Raw genomic sequence first — 23310 nt, 5'->3', positions numbered from 1 at the left:
GTCCAACATGGCGGGGCGGCGATCATGGTCGCCGGACGGCGGCGCGCCGGCGCGATCGTCGCCGGCAGCAGCCTCGCCGCTCGCCTATGCCGCCGGCCGACCGGAAGGCAAGGGCCGCTATAGCCGGGCGCGCCTTGCCTGCCGATGCACCGGAAGCGCTTCGACTCAGCTCAAAGTGCGAGCGCCGCGTACCAAGCGGCCCGGGGTGCGCCCGGTCCATTCCCCGCGCGCGAAGGTCGGGACGCCGGACTTCACGGTCCATTCGTAGCCGCGCGGTTGCTGGAGGAGGCGGGTGCCGCCGGCGGGCAGATCCTGCACGATTTCGGGCGGGGCAAGCGCAAGGTCGTCGAGCGCGATCACGTTGAGATCGGCGAGATAGCCGGGCGCCAGCACGCCGCGATCGTGCCAGCCGACATGCGCGGCGTTCTTCTGGCTGTAGCCGTGGACCAGCGATTCGATCGGGGTGCTGAGGCCCGCCTTGTTGCCGCGCGACCAGAGCGCAAGCGTCGTGGTGGGGAAGCTGCCGTCGCAAATGGTGCCGCAATGCGCGCCGCCGTCAGACAAGCCGTAGAGCACATGATTGCCGGTCATCATGCCGTGTACATCGTCCAGATTGCCGCGGGCGTAGTTGATCAGCGGCATGTACAGCAGGCGCCGTCCGCCTTCTTCCATCAGGGCGTCGTAGACATAGGCAGCGGGATCAACATTGGCGCGCGCGGCCTCTGCGGCGATCGACTGGCTTTCGTGCGGTTCGTAGTCGACCGGGTCGGTCATCCGGAACATGCGCGAAAAACCGCGTGTGATCAGCGCGATAAAGCCTTCGCTGGCGTGGAAGCCGGCATGTTCGGCGAGGATCGCAGAGCGCACGTCGGGATCGGCCAGCGCCTCGAGCCGCGCATCGACGGTGGCGCTTTGCGAGGCGATGCGGCGGTAGGTTCCGGATACGACGAACGGGTTGGTGGTGGAGGCGAAGGAGAGGATCGCGCCGATCGGCCGCGGCGCGACCTGCGCGCTGACCGGAAGGCCGTCGGCAACCATCTGATCAATCTCGCGGTAAATGCTTTTCCAGCGATCGGGCGCGTCGTCGGTCTGCTGCACGGTGAAGGAAACGCGGCGGCCGCTGGTGGTGGCGAGGCGGCGAATCAGCTGGAGCTCGGCCGCCGCAAAATCATCGTCGGCAGTGAGATAAGCGTCAGAAATCAACTGGATGACGCCCTTGCCCGTGGTGCGCAGCGCGGCGGCGATGCCGAGCAGTTCGGGATCCTCGGCCGTCAGCGTGCCGATGTTGAGCCCGTCGCGGCTGCGGTGGGCGTGGGTGCGCGAGGTGGAGAAGCCGAGCGCGCCGGCCTCCATCGCCTCGGCGGTCAGGCTGGCCATGCGATCTATTTCGCCCTGCGTCGGGCGGGCCAGATGGTCACCGCCGCGATCGCCCATGACGTAGGCGCGAAGTGCTGCGTGGGGCATGTGGGCGCCGAGATCGATGGTATATTCACGCTCGCTCAAGGCATTGAGATAATCGGGAAAACTCTCCCAATTCCACGTCAGCCCCTCCGCCAGCGCGGTGCCGGGAATGTCCTCGACCCCTTCCAAAAGCTGGATCAGCCAGTCGTGTTTGTCGGCGCGGGCGGGGGCGAATCCTACGCCGCAATTTCCCATCGCGGCGGAGGTGACGCCGTTGATCGAGGAGGGGGCCAACACACTGTCCCAGGAGACCTGGCCGTCGTAGTGGGTGTGAATATCGACAAAGCCGGGGGTGACGATGCAGCCATCGGCGTCGATGGTTTCACGTGCTGTTCCAGACACTTGGCCCACAGCGACGATCGTGTCACCCCGCACCGCGACATCGCCGCGGTAGCGGGGGGCGCCGGTGCCATCGACGATGGTGCCGTTCTTCACCAACAGATCGTACATGTGGCCTCTCCTGGAATCGTGATGGGGTCAGTCCGGCCTGTTGCCGGAGAACATTGGCCTGTCTGCGGAGACGATTGGCCACGTCTGATACGGGGCCGGCCTCATCGTGGCAGGCCGAGAATTTGGCTCGCCTGTTCGGGCGTCGCGATAGGGCGGCCGGCCTGTTGCGCGAACGAAACGAGCTCGGCGATCAGCTCCAGATTGCTTGGGCGACGCTCGCCGCCGAAATCCTCCAGCCCGACACGGACGTGGCCGCCGCGTTCGATCGCCAGCTTCGCCAAGCCGGTTTCGACGACGCAATCGCCGATTGCGGCGACTGCCCAGGGGAGCGACGAGCCCTCAAGCATTTCGAGATAGGCATCGAGCGCTTTCTCGGTGGGCGGAAGCCCAAAGGTGACGTTGCTGCGTTTTCCATCGAGGAAATTGTAGCGGCCGCCGAAATAGAGCTTCACGAAGGTGCCGGCGGGGAGCCGGCCGGCCTGTTCATAGGCCAAAGTGGTGCGCAGCCAGCCCGGTTCGTAGATCGCTATTGCCGGGCCGAGGCGTTCCTGTTCGTGGAGATCGGCGAGCCAGGCGATGTCGCGGTAGGTGGTGGCGTAGAGCACCGAGGCGCCGGGGAGGCCGTCGGGGCCGTGCGTGCCGAGGTTGACCGAGCCGGGATCGAACGCGCCCATCCGCACGCCGGCTCGGGCAAGGCCACGATAATGGCCGAAGCGCGCCTCCACGTCGGGGCCGGTGGCAACGGTGCCCCACAGGATCGCGTCGGGCCGAGCCGCGAGCACGGGGGCGTAGGCCTCCATATAGCGGTCGACCGCGGCGTCGCCGGTCATGTCCATCCGCTCGATATGCGTGTGAACGATCGCGGCGCCGGCCTCCATCGCGGCCAGCGCCCCGCTGGCGAGTTCCTGCGGGCTGACCGGGACGTTGGGATTGCGCGCCTTGGGCGTCGCGCCGTTCAGCGCGGCCTCGATGATGAGCGGCGGCATGTCAGATCCGCCCGCCATCAGGCCCCGTCCGATCGGTATGCCATGCGCCGTTAGACGAGCGTGACGCCGCCATCGCCGGGAAGGTGGCGAGCATCAGGCAGCGACCGCCTGTCGCCCCGCGCCGGCGGCAGGGGCGGGTGCCGGCTGACGACCGCGGATGAGCTTGCCGGGGAGGGCGTCGGTGGCCTCGCCGTGCTGATAGATCACCTGGCCCGACTTGATCGTGGCGATATAGCCGGTCGCCTTCTGCATCAGGCGGCGGGCGCCGGTCGGCAGGTCATAGACCATGTACGGCTTGCCGAGTTCGAGCTGGTCGAAATCGATGACGTTGACGTCGGCGAGATAGCCGGGCGCGAGCAGGCCGCGATCCGCCAGCCCGACGGCAAGCGCGGTGTCGCGGGTCTGCTGCTTCACCGTGTCGGCGAGGTCGAGCAGCGGCCCGCGGGTGCGATCGCGGCACCAGTGCGTCAGCATGAAGGTGGGCAGGCTGACGTCGCAGATCGCGCCGACATGCGCGCCGCCATCCGACAGGCCCGACAGCGTGTTCGGATTGGTGATCATCGCGTGGACGTTGTTGAGGTTGCCTTCGACGTAATTGTGCATCGGGAAGAACAGGAAGGCGCGGCCCTCGTCCTCGAGCAGCGCGTCATAGACCAGTTCGTCGGGGTGGACGCCAAGCCGCTCGGCCTCGGCGGCGAGGCTGGTCGAGGGATCGGGTTCATAGTCCACGCGGTCGGTGATGCGGAACATCTTGTGCTGCGCGCCGGCGACCGAATTGACGAAGGGGTGATCCTTCTCTGGCATTTCGGCGATCAGGCGGGCGCGGAAGTCGGGATCGCGCATCCGGGCGACCTTCTCTGCCAGCGGCAGGTCCGCGATCTCGCGATAGCTGGGGCGGCTGATGAACGGGTGAACCGAGCCCTGCAGCCCGAGCATCAGCCCGACCGGGCGGCCGGCGATCTGCGCCTTCAAGGGGTAACCTTCCGCGACTGCGGCATCGAGGCGTTGAGTCAGTTCGCGCCACTGGTTGGGAACGACATCGGCCTGGACCATCGAGAAGCTCAACGGCTGACCGGCGATCTGCGTCAGATCGCGTACCAGGCTGAACTCCTCATCCATTTCCTGGAAATCGGACACCCATTGAAGGACGCCCGAGCCCGCATCGGCAATGCCGCGGGCGATCGCCTCCATCTCCTCGCGCGCGGCGCGGACGGTGGGGGTGAGATCGCCATCGGCGGTGCGGTGGACCATCGTGCGGGTGGTGGAGAAGCCGAGCGCACCGTCGCGCAATGCCTGCGCGGTCAGGCGGCGCATTTCCTCATTCTCTTCCGGCGTCGCCGGATCGCGGTTCGCGCCGCGCTCGCCCATCACATAGACGCGCAGCGCGCCGTGCGGCACCTGCACGGCGACGTCGATGTCGTGCGGCAGCTTGTCGACCGCATCCATATATTCGCCGAAGCTTTCCCACTCCCACGACAGCCCTTCGTGAAGCGCGGCACCGGGGATGTCCTCCACCCCCTCCATCAAGCGAATCAGCGTGTCGTGATCCTGCGGGCGGACCGGCGCGAAGCCGACGCCGCAATTGCCCACGACGACGGTCGTGGCGCCGAGCGTCGAGGACGGGTCCATGCGCGAGGCCCAGGTGATCTGGCCGTCATAATGGGTGTGGATATCGACCCAGCCGGGGGTGACGAGCTTTCCGGCGGCGTCGATTTCGCGGCGAGCCGGGCCGCTGACGGTCCCGATCGCGGCGATGCGATCGCCGGAAATCGCCACATCGCCGCGGTAAGGGGCCGCGCCCGATCCATCTACGATCGTGCCGCCCCGAATGATCAGGTCGTACATCGTGCCTCTCCATCATCTGGTCTTTTGCCGGTGATGGTGACTTCGCGGCGCCGGTGAGGCAAGGAGATTCGAACAAGTGACTTAGGAGCGGGTGATGGCGACGACGGCAATGGCGGCGACAAACGGGCAGGCAAATGCAGGGTCCAGCGACAGCGACAGCGACACGCTGGAGCGGCTGCTGCGCGAGCGGCGCTCGGTGCGCGGGTTCAAGAAGGATCCGGTGCCCGCCGAGCTGCTGGAGCGGGTGATGGAGATGGCGCAGCTGGCGCCGTCCAACTGCAACGTCCAGCCGTGGACCGCGCATGTCGTGTCGGGCGACGCCGCGGAGCGGATGCGCAATGTGCTTCACGATGCTGCCAAGTCGGGCACCAAGATGACCCCCGATTTCCCGCTGACCGGCGCCTATCCGGGCCATTATCGCGGGCGCCAGATCGATGCCGCCAAATCGCTGTTCGCGGCGACCAACGTGGCGCGCGAGGATGTCGCAGCGCGGACCGAATCATTCCTGCGCAATTTCCGTTTTTTCGATGCGCCGCACGCCATGTTCCTGTTCATCCCGGCCTGGGCGGGGATGCGCGAGGCGGCCGATTGCGGGATGTATGCGCAATCGTTCATGCTGGCGCTGACCGCGAACGGGCTTGCATCGTGCGCGCAAGGAGCGCTGAGCCACCATGCCGAGATCGTGCACCGCGAGCTGGGCGTCGGCGACGACCACAAGCTGCTGTTCGGCATCGCCTTTGGCTATGAGGATCCGGCGCATCCGGCAAACAGCGCACGCACCGTTCGCGACAAGGATCACGTGCTGCACGGCTGATCGCCGAGCATCGCGTGCATCCGCACTTTCCCCCCGCGCGACAAGAGACTATGTCCGCCCCCAGTTCCATGACTCCAGCTAGCCCCCTTTTGCCGCCTGCCGACTGGCGGGACTTCCTCGCGCTGACCAAGCCGCGCGTGCTGACCCTGGTGGTTTTCACCGGGCTGTGCGGCATGCTGGCCGCGCCAGTGACGATCCATCCCGTGCTCGGCTTCACCGCGATCCTGTGCATTGCGCTGGGGGCGGGGGCGGCGGGCGCGCTGAACCAATGGTATGAGGCGGATATCGACGCGGTGATGAAGCGGACGATGGGCCGCCCACTGCCGGCGGGACGGATGGAGCGCCAGTCGGCGCTTCATTTCGGGGTCGGCCTGGGGGCGTTCTCGGTCATCCTGATGGGCCTGGCGCTGAACGTCGCGGCGGCGGCGATCCTGGCCATCTCGATCCTGTTCTATGTCCTCATCTATACCGTCTGGCTGAAGCGCCGGACGCCGCAGAACATCGTGATCGGCGGGGCCGCAGGCGCGTTTCCGCCGCTGATCGGCTGGGCCGCGGCGACGAGCGATGTCGCGCTGCTGCCGCTGCTGCTGTTCATGTTCGTGTTCCTGTGGACGCCGCCGCACTTCTGGGCGCTCGCGCTGTTCGTGAAGACCGATTACGCCAATGCGGGCGTGCCGATGCTGCCGGTCGTCGCCGGCGAGAAGGTGACGCGGCACCAGATCGGCCTGTACACCATCCCGATGGCGATCGTGGCGGTGGCGCCGTGGCCGCTGGGCCTGACCGGCGCGATCTATGGCGTGGTATCGAGCGCGATGACGGCGTGGTTCGGCGTGCTGGCATGGCGCGTTGCCCGGCGCACGACGGCCCCGAACGACGACAAGATGCTGCCTGAAAAGGCGCTGTTCAAATTTTCCATAGTGTATCTCTTTGTAGTGTTTGGCGCGCTTGTCGCCGATCGGTGGGTAGCATGATTGATGATCGGGACCTGATCCAGCGCCGGCAGAAAAGCCGCGCGATCGTAATGGCGGTCCTGCTGGGCGCGTTCGTGGTGCTGGTGTTCGCCATCTCCATCGTGAAGATCAGAGAGGGTCTCGCGCACTGATGTTGGCACGTATTTCGGGCAAGGGGCGGACCGCCGCCTTTGCCGTGCTCGGCCTCCTGTTCATGACCGGCCTCGCCTTCGCCAGTGTCCCGCTGTACCGCCTGTTCTGCCAGGTGACCGGGTTCAACGGCACCACGCAGCGCGGGCTGACCGCGCCCGGCGCCGTCAATGGCGAGATGAAGATCGACTTCGACGCCAACACCAACGGCAAGCTGCCGTGGCGCTTCACGCCCGAGCAGCCGAACCAGCGGGTGGTGATCGGCGCGCGCAACATGGCGTTCTTCACCGCGACGAACCGCGCCGCCGTGCCGACCACCGGCACCGCCACGTTCAACGTCACGCCCGGCCAGGCCGGGCAGTATTTCACCAAGATTGAGTGTTTCTGCTTCACCGAGCAGACGCTGAAGCCCGGTGAGACGATGCGGATGCCCGTCATCTATTTCGTCGATCCGAAAATCCTTGAGGATCCCGATACGCGGGATATCGAGACGATCACGCTCAGCTATACGTTTTACCCGGTAGATTCGGGCAAGCCGTCCAGCTAAGCGAACGCAAAACACAGGGTACCAACAGGGGAAGAGCCCGATGGCCGGCGCCAAGAACCACGATTACCACATTCTCCCACCCGATCCCTGGCCGATCATCAGCTCCTTCTCGGCGCTGGCAATGGCGGCTGGCGGCATCATGTGGATGCACGGAGGCCATGTCGACAAGCCGAACGGCGGCGGCTGGCTGTTCCTGGCCGGCCTGTCGGCCGTGCTGTTCTCGATGTTCTGCTGGTGGCGCAACGTCATCCGCGAAGGCCGCGCTGGCGATCATACGCCGGTGGTGCAGCTGCATTTCCGCTATGGCATGATCCTGTTCATCGCCTCCGAGGTGATGTTCTTCGTCGGCTGGTTCTGGGCCTATTTCGATTTCGCGCTGTTCCCCGATGCGATCGTCTTCGTCGACGGCGCGGTGGAACGCGTGACCGAGGGTGCGGCGCTGGCCGCGCAGTGGCCGCCCAAGGGCATGGAGGTGATCAACGCCTTTGAACTGCCGCTGCTCAACACGCTGATCCTGCTTCTGTCGGGCACCACGGTGACCTGGGCGCACCATGCGCTGATCCACAACCAGCGCGGCGGCGAGAAGCGTGGCCTGTGGGGCATGATCGGCGTGGGCGACCGCGACGGCGTGCTGAAGGGCCTGTGGCTGACGGTCGTGCTGGGCCTGATCTTCAGCGCGGTGCAGGCATATGAATACATGCACGCGCCGTTCCCGTTCAAGGGACTGAACTATGGCGCCGCATTCTTCATGGCGACCGGTTTCCACGGCTTCCACGTGGTGGTCGGCACGATCTTCCTGATCGTCTGCCTGATCCGCGCCTATAAGGGTGACTTCACGCCCAAGGCGCACTTCGGCTTCGAAGCGGCAGCCTGGTACTGGCACTTCGTCGACGTGGTGTGGCTGTTCCTGTTCGTCTCGATCTACATCTGGGGCGGCTGGGGCGCACCGGTCCACGGCTGACCACCCAACCGATCCGCGTGATCGACAAGCAAGCGGGCGTGGCTCCACCGGAGCCGCGCCCGTTCGCGTTTCGGGGTGCCGCCAGCCCCACCATGCGATGCGTCCTTGCCAGCGGGGGCAGTGACAAGGCAGGGCGGGCGGCATGAGGCGGCTGCCGATCATTCCCACCATCATCGTCGCGCTGGCGGTTGCCACGATGATCGGCCTTGGCCTGTGGCAGCTGCGCGTGCGCCTGCCGCAAAAGGAGGCGCAACTGGCGCAGCTGGCGGCGAACCCGTCGCGCGCGGCCGTGCCGTTCCCGACCGAACCGGACGATTCCCTGCTGTTCCGCCCCAGCGTGGCGCAATGCGACAAGGTGACCGGGATCACCCGCGCGGGTGCCGGCAACGCGGGCTATCGCCTGATCGCCACCTGCATCACCCGCGGCGGCGGCGCGCCGATCAAGGTGCAATTGGGCACCACGCGCGATCCCACCCGGATGGTCGACTGGCGCGGCGGCACGGTGCGCGGCTGGATCAGCCATGCGCCCGACCAGACGCCGCTGATCGCCACGCTGTTCCGCCGCCGGTCGCAGGAGATGCTGCTGGTCGCCGCTGCACCGGCCGAAGGGCTGGCCGCGAACAGCCGGCCCGACGTCGGCCTCGTCCCCAACAACCATCTGGCCTATGCCGGGCAATGGTTCTTCTTCGCCGGGATCGCGGCGCTCATTTACCTGATCGCGCTGCGCCGCCGGCTCGCCACGCGACCCTGAGCCGGACGCAGGGCGGCGGCGGAGCGGGGCGACAGCAACTTGCGCGTGTCGCTGAAGCGGCCACGGCAAAGCTGATATACCCGGCGCGCAAGGAGGCGAGAGTTGCGGCCCCACCGGCGCGCGGCTAACGCGCTTGCTCATGCGGTACATCAGCACTCGCGGGGCGGCACCGACGCTCGATTTTCGCGGCGCCACGCTCGCGGGGCTTGCCTCCGATGGCGGGCTGTACGTGCCCGATCACTGGCCAACGCTGACGCCCGAGCAGATCGCCGGCATGGCGGGCCTGTCCTATGTCGATACGGCAGTCGCGGTGATGGCGCCGTTCATTGGCGATTCGCTGAGCCAGGAAGAGCTGCGCGCATTGTGCACACAGGCCTATGGCCGCTTCTCGCACGCCGCCGTCACGCCGCTGCGCCAGCTGGACCACGACCAATGGGTGCTGGAGCTGTTCCACGGCCCGACGCTGGCGTTCAAGGATGTGGCGCTTCAACTGCTGGGGCTGTTGTTCGAGCGGTTCCTGAAGGATGACGACGGCGCGCCGCTGACGATCGTCGGGGCGACGAGTGGCGACACCGGCTCCGCCGCGATCGATGCCGTCGCCGGGCGCGAGAAGATCGACATCTTCATGCTCCACCCCGCCGGCCGCGTCAGCGATGTGCAGCGCCGGCAGATGACGACGGTGCGCGCGCCCAACGTCCACAACATCGCGATCCGCGGCGATTTCGACACCGCGCAGGCGCTGGTGAAGGCGATGTTCAACGACCCCGCCTTTTCCGGGCGGTTCCGGCTGAGCGCGGTCAATTCGATCAACTGGGCCCGGCTGACGGCGCAGGTGGTGTATTATTTCTACGCCGCGGTCCGGCTGGGCGCGCCGGGGCGCCCGATCGCGTTCAGCGTACCGACGGGCAATTTCGGCGATGTCTTCGCCGGCTATGTCGCCGCGCGGATGGGCCTGCCGATCGAGCGGCTGATCGTGGCGACCAACGTCAACGACATCCTTCACCGCGCGCTGTCGCAGGGGGATTATTCCTCCGCCACGGTGGTGCCGACGGCGACCCCGTCGATGGATATCCAGGTATCGTCCAATTTCGAGCGGCTGCTATTCGACCTGGGCGGTCGTGACGGCGTGGCATTGGCGAGCCAGATGCAAGGCTTCGAAACGTCGCGCGCGATGCGGCTGACCAATGCACAGCATGGCGGCGCGGCGACGCATCTGGTGAGCGCCAGCGTCGATGCCGACGGCATGGCCCTGGCGATGCGCTGGGCCAACGAACATGGCGGCGACCTGATCGACCCGCACACCGCAATCGCGCTGTCCGCCGCGCGCGCGTCATCGTTCGGTTGCCCGATGGTCACGCTGGCGACCGCGCATCCGGCGAAATTCCCCGAGGCGGTGGAGCGCGCCACCGGCCGCAGCCCGGCGCTGCCGACGCGCGTCGGCGATCTGTTCGAGCGCGAGGAATCGTTCGTGACGCTGGACGCTACCTTTGACGCGGTGAGTGCCTATATAGCCGAGCGCGCGACTCCGCGTTCCTGACCCTTCTGCCGTTCGCATGTTGAAGGGGCGTGCCAGACACGCTCCGATCGGCTGCGTGCCGCGCGGGGTCTGCCCGAACCGCGAAGTCGCTGCGCGCCCTTACGTTCGCAGGATTCATTGATGCCATCCCCCCGCCGTACCTTTGCGATCATCTCGCACCCTGACGCCGGCAAGACCACGCTGACCGAAAAGCTGCTGTATGTCGGCGGCGCGATCCATCTGGCAGGCGAGGTGAAGGCGCGCGGGGCAAACCGGCGCGCACGATCGGACTGGATGAAGATCGAGCAGCAGCGCGGCATCTCCGTCACGTCCTCCGTCATGACGTTCGAGAAGGACGGCGTGTTCTTCAACCTGCTCGACACGCCGGGCCACGAGGATTTCAGCGAGGACACGTACCGCACGCTGACCGCGGTCGATTCGGCGGTCATGGTGATCGACGCCGCGCGCGGCATCGAGGCGCAGACGCGCAAGCTGTTCGAGGTGTGCCGGCTGCGCAACGTGCCGATCATCACCTTCGTCAACAAGGTTGACCGCGAGGGGCGGCCGGTGTTCGAGCTGCTCGACGAAATCGCCGACATGCTGGCGCTGGATGTCTGCCCGATGAGCTGGCCGGTCGGCATGGGCGGCACGTTCGAAGGCGTGCTGGACCTGAAGACCAACCGCATCAGCCGCCCCGACGGCGACAGCCGCACGTTCCAGGGCCGGGTCGAGGATGCGCCCGAGCTGCCGCCGGCGATCGCCGAGGAAATCGAGCTGGCGCAGGCGGGCTATGCCGCGTTCGATGCCGAGGCGTATCGCGCCGGCGACCTGACGCCGGTCTATTTCGGGTCGGCGCTGAAGGATTTCGGCCCGGCCGAGCTGATCGCCGCGCTGGCGGACTATGCGCCGCCGCCGCGCGCGCAGCCGGCGGAGCCGGCGCCGGTGCAGCCGGACGAGAAGGACGTGACCGGCTTCGTCTTCAAGGTGCAGGCGAACATGGACCCGCAGCACCGCGACCGGATCGCGTTCATGCGGCTGTGCTCGGGCACGTTCAAGCGCGGCATGAAGCTGACGCCGACGGGGCATGGCAAGCCGATCGCCGTCCATTCGCCGATCCTGTTCTTCGCGCAGGATCGCGAAATCGCCGACGAGGCCTTTCCGGGCGATATCATCGGCATTCCCAACCACGGTACGCTGCGCGTCGGCGACACGCTGAGCGAGAAGCCGGGGGTGCGGATCACCGGGCTGCCGAACTTCGCGCCGGAAATCCTGCGCCGCGTCGCGCTGAAGGACCCGACGAAGACCAAGCAGTTGCGCAAGGCGCTGGACGATCTGTCCGAAGAGGGCGTGATCCAGGTGTTCTATCCCGAGATCGGATCGAACTGGATCATCGGCGTGGTCGGACAGCTCCAGCTGGAAGTGCTGCTGTCGCGGCTGGAGGCGGAATATAAGGTCGGTGCCAATCTGGAGCCGTCGCCCTATGATACCGCTCGGTGGATTTCGTCGAGCGACCCCGCGGCGCTGAAGGAATTCACCGATCTCAACCGCGGCGCGCTGGCCAAGGATCGCGACGGCAACCCGGTGTTCCTGGCGAAAAGTGTTTGGGAAGTCGGCTATATCGCCGATCGCTATTCCAAGGTGACGTTCGCGGCGACGCGCGAGCGGTGACACACGCCGGCATCCCGCGAGCGGGATGACGGTGAAGGCTGGATAGAGTAGGAAAGACGCCATGGCCGAACGCTTTGAACGACATCGCCAGCCGTGGCGGCAGGACGAGATCCAGAAGCTGCACACGCTGGCCAAGAAGGGCATGGCGCTGAAGGCGATTGCCAAGGCGCTGACCCGCAGCGAGGAATCGGTGAAGGAGCAGGCGAAGCGCGACGGATTGTCGATCGCCAAGCTGCACTGATCGAACGTGACCGCCACTGATTACGACGCGATCGTGCTGGGTGCCGGCGCGGCGGGGCTGATGTGCGCCGCGGTCGCCGGGCAGCGCGGCCGGCGCGTGCTGGTGATCGACCATGCCGAGAAGGCGGGGAAGAAGATCCTGATTTCCGGCGGCGGGCGGTGCAATTTCACCAACGTCGGTACCGCGCCCGATCGCTTCCTGTCGGCCAACCCGCATTTCGCGCGCTCTGCGCTGGCGCGTTACACCCCGGCCGATTTCCTGGCGCTGGTCGAACGGTACGGGATCGCGTGGCACGAGAAGACGCTGGGGCAATTGTTCTGCGACGGCTCCGCGCGGCAGATCGTGGCGATGCTGCTCGACGAATGCGCGAAGGGGCAGGTGGATTTCGTGCTCGGTCGCCCGGTGGGGGCGGTGGAGCATGGCCCGGACGGCTTTCGCGTCGCGATCGGCGCGGGACGCGACGGTCCGGTCACGGCGCCCGCGCTGGTGGTGGCGACCGGCGGCCCTTCGATCCCCAAGATGGGGGCCACCGGCTTTGCCTATGATCTGGCGCGCCAGTTCGGGATGAAGGTGGTGGAGCCGCGCCCCGCCCTGGTCCCGCTGACGCTGGGCGGGGACGATCCGTTCCGCGCGCTGGCGGGAGTGGCGACCGAGGTGGTCGCGCGCGCGGGCAAGGCGGCATTCCGTGAGGCGATGCTGTTCACCCATCGGGGGCTCTCCGGACCGGCGATCCTGCAGGTGTCGTCCTATTGGCGGCATGGCGACCCGATCATCGTCGACCTGGTGCCCGATCGGGGCGAGGGGTGGCTGCGCGACGCAAAGCGCGCGACCCCGCGGATGGGCGCGGGCAAGCTGCTGGCGGGTGCGCTGCCGCAGCGGCTGGCCGATGCGCTGGCCGACAATCTGGGGCTGCGCGGCGAGCTGGCGAACCTTGCCGATGCGAAGCTGGCGGCGGCCGAGCAGGCGCTGGCGGGGTGGCGTTTCGTGCCCAATGGCAGCGAGGGGTTCGCCAAGGCCGAAGTGACGGTGGGGGGCGTATCGACCGCCGACCTGTCGTCGCAGACGCTGGAATCGCGCAAGGTGCCGGGGCTGTATGTGATCGGCGAGGCGGTCGACGTGACTGGCTGGTTGGGCGGATACAATTTCCAATGGGCGTGGGCGAGCGGCTGGGCGGCGGCGCAGGCGCTGTGAAGCGCGGCGTTTCGGGGCGGGACAGCCGCTGGCGCCGCCTTCGTGCGGACGCGTATTGCTGATGCCATACACCATCGGCTAGATCGATCGACGATTATCCCGGGAAAACATGATGAAGCTGGTTCGCGGCGCGTGGAAATTGCTGGTCGGCATCAAGGACGCGCTCGTGCTCGTCGCGATGCTGCTGTTCTTTGCGCTGCTGTTCGCCGCGCTCAATTCGCGGCCCAGCGCGCCGACGATCAAGAACGGCGCGCTGGTGCTGGCGCTGAACGGCCCGATCGTCGAGCAGCCCGAGGACGTGCCGCCGCTGGCGGTGGTTTCGGGCCAGCAGATCGGCCAGCAATATCGTCTGCGCGACGTGGTGCGCGCGATCGACGCGGCGAAGGATGATTCGCGCGTCAAGGCGATCGTCCTCGACCTTGACCGCTTCGGTGGCGGCTATCCGGCGATCCTGGGCGAAGTGGCCGATGCGCTGGTCCGCGCGCGGCAGGCGGGCAAGCCGGTGCTGGCCTATGCCACTGCCTATACCGACGGCGGCTATCGCCTGGCGGCGGCGGCGAGCGAGATCTGGACCGCGCCGCTGGGCGGGGTGGCGCTGTCCGGACCGGGTGGCAGCCGGCTGTACTATAAGGGGCTGATCGACAAGCTGGGCGTCGACGTTCACGTTTTCCGCGTCGGCAAGTTCAAGTCGGCGGTCGAGCCGTACACCCGCACCGACGAGAGCCCGGAGGCGCGCGCCGCGTCCGAGGCGCTGTACGGATCGCTGCTGGAGCAGTGGAAGCAGGGAGTGGCAAGCGCCCGGCCGAAGGCGCAGATCGTCCGCTGGCTGGAGCAGCCGGCGCAGCTGGTGCAATCCGCGCGGGGTGACGTGAGCAAGGTCGCGCTGGCGACCGGCATGGTCGACAAGATCGGCGATCGGCTGGCGTTCGGGCGCCGCGTGGCCGAGCTGGCGGGCACCGAGAGCGGCAAGCCCGCTGGCTGGTTCAACCAGATCAAATATGACGCCTATGTCAGCGCCAACCCGCTGCCCACGGGCGGCGACATCGGCGTGGTGACCGTCGCGGGCGAGATCGTCGACGGCAAGGCATCGCCCGGCACCGCGGGCGGCGAGACCATCGCCAAATACATCCTCGACGGGCTGGCACAGAAGAAGCTGAAGGCATTGGTCGTCCGGGTCGATTCGCCGGGCGGATCGGTAATGGCGTCCGAGCAGATCCGTACCGCGGTGCTGCAGGCGAAGCGACAGGGGCTGCCGGTCGTCGTGTCGATGGGTGGGCTGGCCGCGTCGGGCGGCTATTGGGTGTCCACGCCGGCCGATGTCATCTTTGCCGAGCCGTCGACGATCACCGGATCGATCGGCATTTTCGGCGTCCTTCCCACGTTTGAAAAGACGCTGGCCAAGATCGGCATCACCACCGACGGCGTGAAGCTGACGCCGCTGGCGGGGCAGCCGGACCTGCTGGGCGGGCTGAACGAGCAGACCGACGTGGTGCTGCAATCCACCATCGAACATGGCTATCGCGAGTTCGTCAGCCTGGTGTCGCAATCGCGCAAGCTGCCGGTGGCACGCGTTGACGAGATTGCGCAGGGGCGTGTGTGGGACGGCGGCACCGCGCGGCAGATCGGCCTGGTCGATCGCTTCGGCACGTTGAACGACGCGATCAAGGAAGCGGCGCGCCGCGCCAAGCTGGACCCCAATACGGCCAAGCCGGAGTATCTGGAGAAGAAGCCGACCTGGGCCAGCCAGCTGGTGCAGCAGATCGGCAGCCGCGACGATGACAGCGGCGCGGCACCGGCCGATGCGCTGGCGCGCATGGGCTGGGAACAGCGCCAGATGCTGGCGCAGGCGGCGGGCGATGTGCGCCGGCTGGCGATCAGCGGCGGCGTACAGGCACGTTGCCTGGAGTGCGGCGGGCTGGGGCCGCAGCAGGCCACCGCCGGTGATGCCCGGCTGCTCGACCTGCTGCTGGCGCGGTTCGGCCTGTGATCGTGCTGGGCGCGCTGCTGCTGCAGGCGGCCGCGCCCGCCGCGCCGACGGCGAGCCCGGCGGCACCGCCCGTGTCGGTGCAGCCGGCGTCGCCGCGCACCCTGTCGGGGCGGTTCACCTGCGATACGATCCTGTATGAGGTGCAGCTGACCGCGGCGCCGCTCGCCGGCACCAGCGTGATGATCGATCGGCTGACGATCGGCGGCAGGCCGGTCGATGCCGGCGTGCTGGCGGAGGTACGACGCATGGCGGCGCGATTGTCCGACGCGCAATCGCTCGACGTGCGCTGCCGCAGCGACGGGACGGGCGAGATCAGCATTTATGGGACCCAAGCGTCGGCCGGCGGGCCATCGCGCCGGGCGCGGTTGCGCGGCATCCTGGAAGGCGGGCGCATCAGCGCGCTGACGGTGGCGGTTCAGCGGTGACGCTGACGATCCGGGCAGCGCGTCCTGATGATGCGGCGGCGATTGCCGGCATCTATGCCCCGTTCGTGAGGACCGGCGTCGTGTCGTTCGAAACCGAGGCCCCGGATGCGGCGCAGATGGCGGCGCGCATGACCGGCACTGATGGCCTGTATCCCTGGCTGGTGGCGACGCAGCGGGGGGCCGCGGGAACCAGCGAGGTCGGGGAAGGCGAGGAGCTGATGGGCTATGCCTATGCCGGCCGCTTTCGCGAACGGGCGGCGTATCGCCATGCGGTGGAAACGTCGATCTATCTGGCGCCGGCAGCGGAAGGGCGCGGGATCGGGCGCCGGTTGTACGATGCATTGTTGCAGACGTTGCGGGTGCAGAACTTCACCCAGGCGATGGGCGTCATCACGCTGCCCAATGCGCGATCCGTCCGGCTGCACGAGGCCGTGGGCTTTCGCTACATCGGCACACTGGGGGCGATCGGCTACAAGCTGGATCAGTGGATCGACGTTGGCCTGTGGCAATGCGCGCTGAGCGAGCAGGACGCGCCGCCACAGGAGCTCCGGCGCTTTGCCGACGTCGGCCCTCAGCCGCCGCCGGGCGAGCCGCTCACCTGGTAAGCCGGAGGGGCGCGATCATCGCCGCCCGCGATAGGCGGGCAGATGGATCTGCCAATGGATCGCCGCGGCGCGCAACGCAAAGCCGGCCGAGGCGCCGATAATTGCCGCGATCCAGCCCGGCAGCGCCAGATAGGTCAGCCCGACGTACAGCGCGGCGGCGAGCGCGGCGGCGGTGACGTAGAGTTCGGGGCGCATCAGGATCGAGGGTTCATTGGCGAGCACGTCGCGGATGATGCCGCCAACGCACGCCGTGACCACCCCCATGACGAAGGCGGGGACGGGCGGCACGCCATAGCCGATCGCCTTTGCCGCGCCATATACCGCATAAGCGGCGAGCCCGGCGGCATCGAACCAGTCGAGCGCCTGCCCGCGCCACCAGCGTTCGGGGGTGACCCAGATCAGCAGGCCCACCGCCAGGCATACCGTGGCCGCACGGCTATCGACGATCCAGAACACCGGCGCGCCGATCAGCAGGTCGCGCAGCGTTCCGCCGCCGACGCCGGTGATCAGCGCGAAGAAGAGCAGCGTCACCATCGTCTGCCCGCGCCGCGTTGCCGCGAGCGCGCCTGATGCGGCAAAGACCGCAAGACCCGCTAGATCGAACCAGGGGGCAAAGGCGGGAAGGATGGTGTCGGGCTCCATGTCCCGATCGGGCTAGCAGATCGGCGCGGGGCGGGGGAGGGCATGTGGCGCTCGCGACCGCGTTCTGGACGCGCGTTCTGGACGCGCCGATGCGGGGCTCAATCGCCGCGCCAGGCGTCGAGCGCGTCCTCATAGTCACCGCGCGCGGCGAGCCGGGCGCGGTCGAGCCTGGTGCGTTCCTCCGCCTGCTCCTTTTCCAGCGCGCGGCGGCGGGCGGCGAGCGCCTGCTCCTCGCGCCGGAGGGCGTCGCGCTGCGCCTTGTGCCGTGCCTCGGCCGCCTCGATCGCAGCCTCTGCCTTGTCCAGCGCGGCGCGGCTCGGTTTCGGCTTTGGCTTTGGCGCAGGCTTAGCCTTGGGCTTGTTCTTGGCCTTGGGCTTCGCTTTCGCGGATGGGGCCGCTTTTCGCGTTCCGGAGGCCTGATCGCTGCTCTCGTCCCTGCCCCCATCCCTGCCTTCGTCCTTGCTTGCGCGACGTTTGACGGGTGGCAGATCGGTCGCGTCGGCCATGGTGCGTGCGACCCGGATCACCTCTCCCGGGCGGTCGAGCGGGGCGGCGATCAGCGCCGGGTCAGTGACTTGTTCGGCCAGCCCGCGCGCAAACAGATTGGCGCTGCTGCCCCACGCCGCGAGCGCCGCCTTCTGGCTGGGCGCGGCGACATAGGCATCGTGGAATCCCGCCGGGGTGCGATAAACCTTCAGCTTCGCCATGCGTTCACTTGTCGCGCGCCCACGGTCAGCCGGCAAGCGGCGTCTCGACACGGTGGCGGTACATGCCTATCGCGTCGGCGAAACAACGATTTTTTGGGGGATTGAATGCCGACAGCCAGCAAGGTGCTCGACCGCGTTCTAGTGCTTGAAATGGTGCGCGTGACGGAGGCAGCGGCAATTGGTGCCTCTACCCTGATCGGGCGCGGCGACGAAAAGGCGGCCGACGCGGCCGCCGTCGAGAAGATGCGCGAGGCGCTGAACACGCTCGACATCGACGGCACGGTGGTGATCGGTGAGGGCGAGCGCGACGAGGCGCCGATGCTGTACATCGGTGAGAAGGTCGGCGCGGCGCAGGGCACCGGCCCGCGGATCGACATTGCGCTCGATCCGCTGGAAGGAACCACGATCTGCGCCAAGGGTGGCCCCAACAGCCTGGCGGTGCTGGCGATCGGCGAGGAAGGCTGCCTGCTCAACGCGCCCGACGTGTACATGGAAAAGCTGGCGGTCGGCCCGGGTCTGCCCGAGGGCGTGATCGACCTGGACAAGTCGCCGACCGAGAATGTGAAGGCAGTCGCCGCGGCCAAGGGATTGCAGCCCAACGAGATCATCGTGTGCGTGCTGGATCGCCCGCGCCACGAGAAGATGATCGCCGAGCTGCGCTCGATCGGCTGCGGCGTGGTGCTGATCGGCGACGGTGACGTTGCCGGCGTGATCGCCACGACCGATCCCGACACGACGATCGACATGTACATGGGATCGGGCGGGGCGCCGGAAGGCGTGCTGGCCTGCGCCGCGCTGCGCTGCGTCGGTGGCCAGTTCAAGGGCCGGCTGCTGTTCCGCAACGAGGACGAGCGCGCGCGTGCCCGCAAATGGGGCATCACCGACCTCGACAAGCAATACGACCTGAAGGAACTGGCCAAGGGCGACTGCATCTTCGCGGCGACCGGGGTGACCGACGGATCGCTGCTGGAAGGCGTGAAGCGCAAGGGCAAGATCATGACCACCGAGAGCGTGGTGATGCGCGCCTCGTCCGGCACGGTGCGCTGGGTGAAGGGTGAGCACCGGCTCGACCGCTGATGCGGCGCGCGTGACCGGGCTACGGTGAACCGGGCGCGCTGATGCTGGCAGCGGTACTGCTGGCGGCGGCGATCGCGCTGATCGTCCATGGCGTACGGAGCCGGCGCAGCATCGCCGCGCGAATTGCGCGTGCGGTGCGCGGCGACTCCCTGTCGCGGCCCCGCGCGTCGATCGGCTGGGCCGCGGGCATCGGCGGCATGTATGGCGCGACCTCGCTGGTCGCGCTGGCGCTGATCGGCCGGATCGATGCGGTGGCCGTGCTGCCGCCCGAGCTTCACGGCGCCTTTGGCATTCTTCCCCTTGGCGGCGCGGCATTGCGCGAGACAGCGCTGGCGATCGGCGGCGGCTTCATGCTGGGTGCGGGGTTGCTGGCGGTATCGCTATGGCGCCGGTGGCGTGTGATCGGCCCCACCTACCGCTCGCCAGCGATCGCCCGGACGCGCCGCGAGACCGGCGCTGCCTTCGTGCTGGCGGCGACCGCCGGGATCGCCGAGGAATTGTTCTTTCGCCTGACCGTGCCGCTGCTGGCCGCCATCGTCACCGGCAGTGCGGCGCTGGGCTGCGTCACAGGCTGGATGCTGTTCACGCTGGCGCATCTGTATCAGGGGCGCGGCGGGATGATCGCGGTCAGCCTGGTCGGTGCGGGCCTGGGATGGCTGTACCTGTCGACCGGGCTGTTATGGGCAGCGATGCTGCTGCACGCGGTGGTCGACGTGAATGCGCTGATCGTTCGGCCATGGCTGGAGCGCCGCTTCGGGCGGGCAAGCGAACGATGAAGGAAGCGCGGGCAGCGCGGTAGTGACCGGCGCTGCGAAAGGCGCCTTCCCGCCTGCCGCATGGGCAGGGGGAAGGCGGACCTTGCGATTACTTGCTGCGCTCGACCTGTTCGAAGTCGAGTTCGACCGGGGTGGCGCGACCGAAGATCGACACCGACACCTTGACCTTGGCCTTGTCGAAATCGAGCTCCTCGACCGTGCCGTTGAAGCTGGCGAACGGACCGTCGAGCACCTTGACCGAATCGCCGATCTCGAAATCGACCTTGATCTTGGTCTTCGGCGCGGCGGCGGCCTCTTCCTTGCTGTTCAGCATGCGGGCGGCTTCCGCCTCGCTCACTGCCTGCGGCTTGCCCGACGAGCCCAGGAAGCCGGTGACCTTCGGGGTGTTCTTGACGAGGTGATAGACCTGATCGGTCATCTCGAGCTTGGCGAGCACATAGCCCGGCATGAACTTGCGTTCGACCTGAACCTTCTTGCCGCGACGCGCTTCCTGCACCGTCTCGGTCGGCACTTCGATGCGCTCAACGAGCTGCTCGAGGCCCATACGGGTCGCCTCGGCCATGATCGAGTCGCGAACCTTGCCCTCGAAGCCCGAATAAGCGTGGATGATGTACCAGCGTGGCATGTTGCGGGCGCGTCCTTTTTTCTTACTTGGCCAGGCTGAGCAGGGCGTTGACGATCGCGTTGAAGACCGTGTCGACGCCAAGGAAGAAGAGCGCCAGGATCGTCGTCATGATCATCACCATGACGCCGGTCATGATCGTTTCGCGCCGGCTCGGCCAGACGACCTTCTTGGTCTCGGCGCGAACCTGGTTGATGAATTCGATCGGGGACGTCTTCGCCACGTGCCTTAGCCTTTAAAATCGTTCGATACCGAAAACGGGGCATAAGCCTTCTACCGCTTCCCTGGAGGGAAACGGTGAAAAAGCCGTCCGCGCTGTCGGATGCGTCCAGCGAAATAGCGATGCGCGCCGGCAAGAGCAAGGGCGCAGGGCATAGTAGGGGAAAGCGATGTCCAGCGGGGCGCGCGGGAAAGCAACGCGCCGGTCATGGGGCCGGACGGGATGCTTGGCAGGGGAGCTCGGATTCGAACCGAGGGCCTTCGGTTTTGGAGACCGACGCTCTAACCAGCTGAGCTACACCCCTGCAGCGACACGGCCCTTAGCGACCCGCGCGCGACTGTTCAAGCGGCACGAAAGGCGGGCTTCGTGCGGTCCGCGAGCGCGCGTGCCTCGACCACCGGCAGCGGCCGCCCGAAGTAGAAGCCCTGGATCTTCGAGCAGCCGAGCGCACGGATCAGCGTCAGTTCGTCGGACGTTTCGACGCCCTCGGCCGTGGTCGCCATGCCCAGGCTGCCGGCGAGTGCCACCACCGCGCGGATGATCGCCAGCGCCTCCGGCACGCCCTTCGCCGCCGCGGTGACGAAGCTGCGGTCGATCTTGATCGACGAAAAGCGGGTGCGCGACAGATAGCCGAGCGAGGAATAGCCGGTGCCGAAATCGTCCAGGCTGAGCCGGACCCCCAGCTCCAGAATCCGGTCCAATACCTTCACCGCGCCGGTACCCTCGCGCATGAAGACGCTTTCGGTGACCTCAAGCTCAAGCCGGTGAGGCGCCAGCTTCGTGCTGGCGAGCGCGCGGGCGACGACGGCGACGAAATTGGGATTGTGCAGCTGTTCGGGCGACACGTTGATCGCGATGCGCACGTCCTCGGGCCATTTGGCAGCCTCCTCGCAGGCGGTGCGCACGACCCATTCGCCGATCGGGCCGATGAGCTGCGTTTCCTCCGCGATAGGGATGAACTTGGCGGGCGAGATCGTGCCGAATTCGGGATTGTGCCAGCGCAGCAGCGCTTCGAACCCCGCCAGCCGCTCGGTCGTGGCGTCGACGACGGGCTGGTAATCGAGCTGCAACTCGCCGCGATCGAGCGCCTTGCGCAGCGCGATCTCGAGTACGCGGCGCTCCTCCGCATCGACGTGCAGCTGCGGCTCATAGGCGTGGAAGACGCCGCCGCCGGCGTCCTTCGACCGGTACAGCGCCAGATCGGCCGAGCGAATCAGCGTTTCGGCGGTGCGCCCGTCGCGCGGCGAGGTGGCGACGCCGACTGACGCGCCGATGTAGAGCGTGTGCTGATCAACCTCATAGGGTTGCGACAGGGTGTCGATGATCGTGCGCGCAAGCGATTCGACCCGCTTGGGATCGCTGGCGTCATTGACCACCACCGCGAACTCGTCCCCGCCGAGCCGGCCGATCAGTTCATTGTCGTTGATCAGTTGGCCCAGCCGTTCGGCGACGCGGCCGAGCAAGCGGTCGCCGATCGGGTGGCCGAGCGTGTCATTGACCGCCTTGAACCGATCGAGATCGATCATCATGAATGCCGCGCGGCCGCCCCAGCGTTCGGCGTCGGCCAGCGCGCGACCCAGCGCCTCGTTGACGTACAGACGGTTGGGTAGGCCGGTCAGTGCGTCGAAGCGCGCAAGACGATTGATCTTGTCGGCCGAGGCGCGCTGCTCGGTCACGTCCGAGCCGACGCCGCGAAAGCCGACGAAGCGGCCCGTTTCATCGAAGCGCGGGCTGGCGGTGATTTCCCACCAATGCTGCGTGTCGCCGACCACCACCGGCAGCACGAGATCGCGGAATGGCTCGCGCCGCTTCAGCTTGTCGGCGAGCAGCCGGAGGCCGGGCGCGAAATCGCCGGTTTCCCAGCTGGGCCTGGCGAGCGCCTTGAGCAGCGACACGCCTTCCAGCTGGTCGGGGGTATGGCCGAGCGCCTGGGCAACGCGGGCGCTGACCCGGCAGAGCCGGCGCTGCGCATCGGTTTCCCACAGCCAGTCGGCGCGGGCGTCCTCGAACTCGCCGAGCAGCAGGCTGACGGTCTCATTGCTTTCGGACAGGTTCAGTTCGATCGCGCGCAGCATCACGTGGAACCGGGCACGGGTAATACAGGCGGCGATCAGCAGCACGGCGAAGATCATCGTGGCGAGCGCCGGCATGACTGCCTGCTGGAGCAGCAACAACAGCATGGCGGCGGCCGCCACCCCGCCGATGAAGGTGAGCGCAGCGAGGACGAGCGGTGCCGTCGCGAACGCGGCGGCCGTCATCAGCACTGACAGGATCATCCACAAATCGAACGTCGCGGCGGGCGCAGTTGCGGCAAAGACGAGCGGCGGGAAGCTCCAGATCGCGGCCAGCCCCAGCCCCTCGAGCGCGGTGTCGCGCAGCTCCTGCAAGGAGGCGTTGCCCTCCGCCAGATGCCCGGTGTTTAGGCGGCGAAGCGTCACCAGCGTGGCGACGACGACCAGCCCGACGAACCAGGTCGCGATCCACCAATGCGGCACGCCATGATCGAACAGGATGGTGACCGCGACGGCGCCCGACAGATTCGCGGCGAGCAGAAACAGCGCGAGTCGCCGCCCCACGAACAGCTGGGTAGCGCGCAGGCGGCTCCACAAGGCAGGGTCCTGCCCCTCCCGAATCCCCAGCAGCTGCCATAGCGACACGGAGGGATAACCGGGGGTGAGCGGGATCTTCACGGCACCCCGGTTACGCCGTCAGGGTTTA

The 23310-nt window shown here is 67.5% G+C and carries 23 protein-coding genes and 1 tRNA gene; 15 read left to right on the top strand and 9 right to left on the bottom strand.

The genetic code is table 11. The features are described 5' to 3' along the window. Positions 1 to 165: 165 nt before the first annotated feature. The 3 genes from K0S66_RS06510 to K0S66_RS06500 all read right to left on the bottom strand — a co-directional run bounded on the left by K0S66_RS06510 (position 166) and on the right by K0S66_RS06500 (position 4742). Positions 166 to 1911, bottom strand: coding sequence for an amidohydrolase family protein (locus K0S66_RS06510; protein ID WP_301074494.1), 1746 nt, complete (start codon positions 1909 to 1911; stop codon positions 166 to 168). A 101-nt stretch (positions 1912 to 2012) separates the two neighbouring features. Then, positions 2013 to 2915 carry a 3-keto-5-aminohexanoate cleavage protein gene (locus K0S66_RS06505; protein WP_301074493.1) on the bottom strand — a complete coding sequence of 301 codons (903 nt, stop codon included), beginning with the start codon at positions 2913 to 2915 and terminating at the stop codon, positions 2013 to 2015. Positions 2916 to 2990: 75 nt separating this feature from the next. Continuing rightward, positions 2991 to 4742: an amidohydrolase family protein gene (locus K0S66_RS06500; protein ID WP_301074491.1), complete on the bottom strand. Its 1752-nt coding sequence runs from the start codon at positions 4740 to 4742 to the stop codon at positions 2991 to 2993. Between the two features lie 94 nt (positions 4743 to 4836). Here K0S66_RS06500 and K0S66_RS06495 point away from each other — a divergent pair, with 94 nt between their 5' ends. From K0S66_RS06495 to K0S66_RS06435, 13 genes are all read left to right on the top strand, one after another. Further along, positions 4837 to 5556 (top strand): nitroreductase family protein, encoded by a 720-nt coding sequence (locus K0S66_RS06495; RefSeq protein WP_301074489.1) that lies wholly within the window; start codon positions 4837 to 4839, stop codon positions 5554 to 5556. A gap of 68 nt (positions 5557 to 5624) precedes the next feature. Next, the gene (locus tag K0S66_RS06490; RefSeq protein ID WP_301074487.1) at positions 5625 to 6527 is read left to right on the top strand and encodes a heme o synthase; all 903 of its coding nucleotides are present in this window, start codon (positions 5625 to 5627) and stop codon (positions 6525 to 6527) included. Next, positions 6524 to 6658: a hypothetical protein gene (locus K0S66_RS06485; protein WP_301074486.1), complete on the top strand. Its 135-nt coding sequence runs from the start codon at positions 6524 to 6526 to the stop codon at positions 6656 to 6658. Before K0S66_RS06490 ends, K0S66_RS06485 begins: the two co-directional genes overlap by 4 nt. Continuing rightward, on the top strand, positions 6658 to 7203 hold the full coding sequence (locus K0S66_RS06480; protein WP_301074485.1) for a cytochrome c oxidase assembly protein: 546 nt from the start codon (positions 6658 to 6660) through the stop codon (positions 7201 to 7203). Before K0S66_RS06485 ends, K0S66_RS06480 begins: the two co-directional genes overlap by 1 nt. A gap of 40 nt (positions 7204 to 7243) precedes the next feature. Beyond that, positions 7244 to 8164 (top strand): cytochrome c oxidase subunit 3, encoded by a 921-nt coding sequence (locus tag K0S66_RS06475; protein WP_301074483.1) that lies wholly within the window; start codon positions 7244 to 7246, stop codon positions 8162 to 8164. 142 nt (positions 8165 to 8306) lie between these two features. Next, positions 8307 to 8915 (top strand): SURF1 family cytochrome oxidase biogenesis protein, encoded by a 609-nt coding sequence (locus tag K0S66_RS06470; protein WP_301074481.1) that lies wholly within the window; start codon positions 8307 to 8309, stop codon positions 8913 to 8915. A gap of 139 nt (positions 8916 to 9054) precedes the next feature. Then, positions 9055 to 10452: a threonine synthase gene (thrC, locus tag K0S66_RS06465; RefSeq protein ID WP_301074479.1), complete on the top strand. Its 1398-nt coding sequence runs from the start codon at positions 9055 to 9057 to the stop codon at positions 10450 to 10452. A 120-nt stretch (positions 10453 to 10572) separates the two neighbouring features. Further along, positions 10573 to 12099, top strand: coding sequence for a peptide chain release factor 3 (locus K0S66_RS06460; RefSeq protein ID WP_301074478.1), 1527 nt, complete (start codon positions 10573 to 10575; stop codon positions 12097 to 12099). Positions 12100 to 12160: 61 nt separating this feature from the next. Then, entirely contained in the window at positions 12161 to 12340 is a 180-nt protein-coding gene (locus K0S66_RS06455; RefSeq protein ID WP_301074476.1) for a hypothetical protein, read from the top strand. A gap of 6 nt (positions 12341 to 12346) precedes the next feature. Beyond that, on the top strand, positions 12347 to 13531 hold the full coding sequence (locus K0S66_RS06450; RefSeq protein WP_301074473.1) for an NAD(P)/FAD-dependent oxidoreductase: 1185 nt from the start codon (positions 12347 to 12349) through the stop codon (positions 13529 to 13531). A 112-nt stretch (positions 13532 to 13643) separates the two neighbouring features. After that, a complete protein-coding gene (sppA, locus tag K0S66_RS06445) occupies positions 13644 to 15518 on the top strand; it encodes a signal peptide peptidase SppA (protein ID WP_301074663.1) in 1875 nt (624 codons plus the stop codon). Then, positions 15515 to 15943, top strand: a complete 429-nt coding sequence (locus K0S66_RS06440) for a hypothetical protein (protein WP_301074472.1) — start codon at positions 15515 to 15517, stop codon at positions 15941 to 15943. The genes sppA and K0S66_RS06440 overlap by 4 nt, the downstream gene beginning before the upstream one ends. After that, entirely contained in the window at positions 15940 to 16548 is a 609-nt protein-coding gene (locus K0S66_RS06435; protein ID WP_301074470.1) for a GNAT family N-acetyltransferase, read from the top strand. Before K0S66_RS06440 ends, K0S66_RS06435 begins: the two co-directional genes overlap by 4 nt. Before the next feature lie 15 nt (positions 16549 to 16563). Here K0S66_RS06435 and K0S66_RS06430 read toward each other — a convergent pair whose 3' ends face one another. Next, complete coding sequence (locus tag K0S66_RS06430; protein ID WP_301074468.1) at positions 16564 to 17190, bottom strand: trimeric intracellular cation channel family protein; 627 nt, start codon at positions 17188 to 17190, stop codon at positions 16564 to 16566. A 98-nt stretch (positions 17191 to 17288) separates the two neighbouring features. Further along, on the bottom strand, positions 17289 to 17897 hold the full coding sequence (locus tag K0S66_RS06425) for a hypothetical protein (RefSeq protein ID WP_301074467.1): 609 nt from the start codon (positions 17895 to 17897) through the stop codon (positions 17289 to 17291). Between the two features lie 105 nt (positions 17898 to 18002). Here K0S66_RS06425 and glpX point away from each other — a divergent pair, with 105 nt between their 5' ends. Beyond that, positions 18003 to 18974, top strand: coding sequence for a class II fructose-bisphosphatase (glpX, locus tag K0S66_RS06420; RefSeq protein WP_301074465.1), 972 nt, complete (start codon positions 18003 to 18005; stop codon positions 18972 to 18974). Between the two features lie 41 nt (positions 18975 to 19015). Next, positions 19016 to 19750: a CPBP family intramembrane glutamic endopeptidase gene (locus K0S66_RS06415; protein WP_301074463.1), complete on the top strand. Its 735-nt coding sequence runs from the start codon at positions 19016 to 19018 to the stop codon at positions 19748 to 19750. An 88-nt stretch (positions 19751 to 19838) separates the two neighbouring features. Here the strand turns inward: K0S66_RS06415 and nusG are convergent, their stop codons facing one another. The 4 genes from nusG to K0S66_RS06395 all read right to left on the bottom strand — a co-directional run bounded on the left by nusG (position 19839) and on the right by K0S66_RS06395 (position 23282). Then, on the bottom strand, positions 19839 to 20375 hold the full coding sequence (gene nusG, locus K0S66_RS06410; RefSeq protein WP_301074461.1) for a transcription termination/antitermination protein NusG: 537 nt from the start codon (positions 20373 to 20375) through the stop codon (positions 19839 to 19841). Positions 20376 to 20397: 22 nt separating this feature from the next. Further along, positions 20398 to 20595, bottom strand: coding sequence for a preprotein translocase subunit SecE (gene secE / locus K0S66_RS06405; RefSeq protein ID WP_301074459.1), 198 nt, complete (start codon positions 20593 to 20595; stop codon positions 20398 to 20400). Positions 20596 to 20819: 224 nt separating this feature from the next. Next, positions 20820 to 20896, bottom strand: a tRNA-Trp gene (locus tag K0S66_RS06400). Between the two features lie 37 nt (positions 20897 to 20933). Continuing rightward, entirely contained in the window at positions 20934 to 23282 is a 2349-nt protein-coding gene (locus tag K0S66_RS06395; protein WP_301074458.1) for an EAL domain-containing protein, read from the bottom strand. Between the last annotated feature and the right edge of the window lie 28 nt (positions 23283 to 23310).

The organism is Sphingomonas sp., assembly GCF_029239295.1.
GTDB lineage: Bacteria > Pseudomonadota > Alphaproteobacteria > Sphingomonadales > Sphingomonadaceae > Sphingomonas.
This window is presented reverse-complemented; position numbering and strand designations above follow the sequence as displayed.

Excerpts from the sequence above, each read along its gene's own strand:
- K0S66_RS06510 (WP_301074494.1), bottom strand. The coding sequence starts at position 1,911 with ATGTACGATCTGTTGGTGAAGAACGGCACCATCGTCGATGGCACCGGC.
- K0S66_RS06505 (WP_301074493.1), bottom strand. The coding sequence starts at position 2,915 with ATGGCGGGCGGATCTGACATGCCGCCGCTCATCATCGAGGCCGCGCTG.
- K0S66_RS06500 (WP_301074491.1), bottom strand. The coding sequence starts at position 4,742 with ATGTACGACCTGATCATTCGGGGCGGCACGATCGTAGATGGATCGGGC.
- K0S66_RS06495 (WP_301074489.1), top strand. The coding sequence starts at position 4,837 with ATGGCGACGACGGCAATGGCGGCGACAAACGGGCAGGCAAATGCAGGG.
- K0S66_RS06490 (WP_301074487.1), top strand. The coding sequence starts at position 5,625 with ATGACTCCAGCTAGCCCCCTTTTGCCGCCTGCCGACTGGCGGGACTTC.
- K0S66_RS06485 (WP_301074486.1), top strand. The coding sequence starts at position 6,524 with ATGATTGATGATCGGGACCTGATCCAGCGCCGGCAGAAAAGCCGCGCG.
- K0S66_RS06480 (WP_301074485.1), top strand. The coding sequence starts at position 6,658 with ATGTTGGCACGTATTTCGGGCAAGGGGCGGACCGCCGCCTTTGCCGTG.
- K0S66_RS06475 (WP_301074483.1), top strand. The coding sequence starts at position 7,244 with ATGGCCGGCGCCAAGAACCACGATTACCACATTCTCCCACCCGATCCC.
- K0S66_RS06470 (WP_301074481.1), top strand. The coding sequence starts at position 8,307 with ATGAGGCGGCTGCCGATCATTCCCACCATCATCGTCGCGCTGGCGGTT.
- thrC (WP_301074479.1), top strand. The coding sequence starts at position 9,055 with ATGCGGTACATCAGCACTCGCGGGGCGGCACCGACGCTCGATTTTCGC.
- K0S66_RS06460 (WP_301074478.1), top strand. The coding sequence starts at position 10,573 with ATGCCATCCCCCCGCCGTACCTTTGCGATCATCTCGCACCCTGACGCC.
- K0S66_RS06455 (WP_301074476.1), top strand. The coding sequence starts at position 12,161 with ATGGCCGAACGCTTTGAACGACATCGCCAGCCGTGGCGGCAGGACGAG.
- sppA (WP_301074663.1), top strand. The coding sequence starts at position 13,644 with ATGAAGCTGGTTCGCGGCGCGTGGAAATTGCTGGTCGGCATCAAGGAC.
- K0S66_RS06430 (WP_301074468.1), bottom strand. The coding sequence starts at position 17,190 with ATGGAGCCCGACACCATCCTTCCCGCCTTTGCCCCCTGGTTCGATCTA.
- K0S66_RS06425 (WP_301074467.1), bottom strand. The coding sequence starts at position 17,897 with ATGGCGAAGCTGAAGGTTTATCGCACCCCGGCGGGATTCCACGATGCC.
- glpX (WP_301074465.1), top strand. The coding sequence starts at position 18,003 with ATGCCGACAGCCAGCAAGGTGCTCGACCGCGTTCTAGTGCTTGAAATG.
- K0S66_RS06415 (WP_301074463.1), top strand. The coding sequence starts at position 19,016 with ATGCTGGCAGCGGTACTGCTGGCGGCGGCGATCGCGCTGATCGTCCAT.
- nusG (WP_301074461.1), bottom strand. The coding sequence starts at position 20,375 with ATGCCACGCTGGTACATCATCCACGCTTATTCGGGCTTCGAGGGCAAG.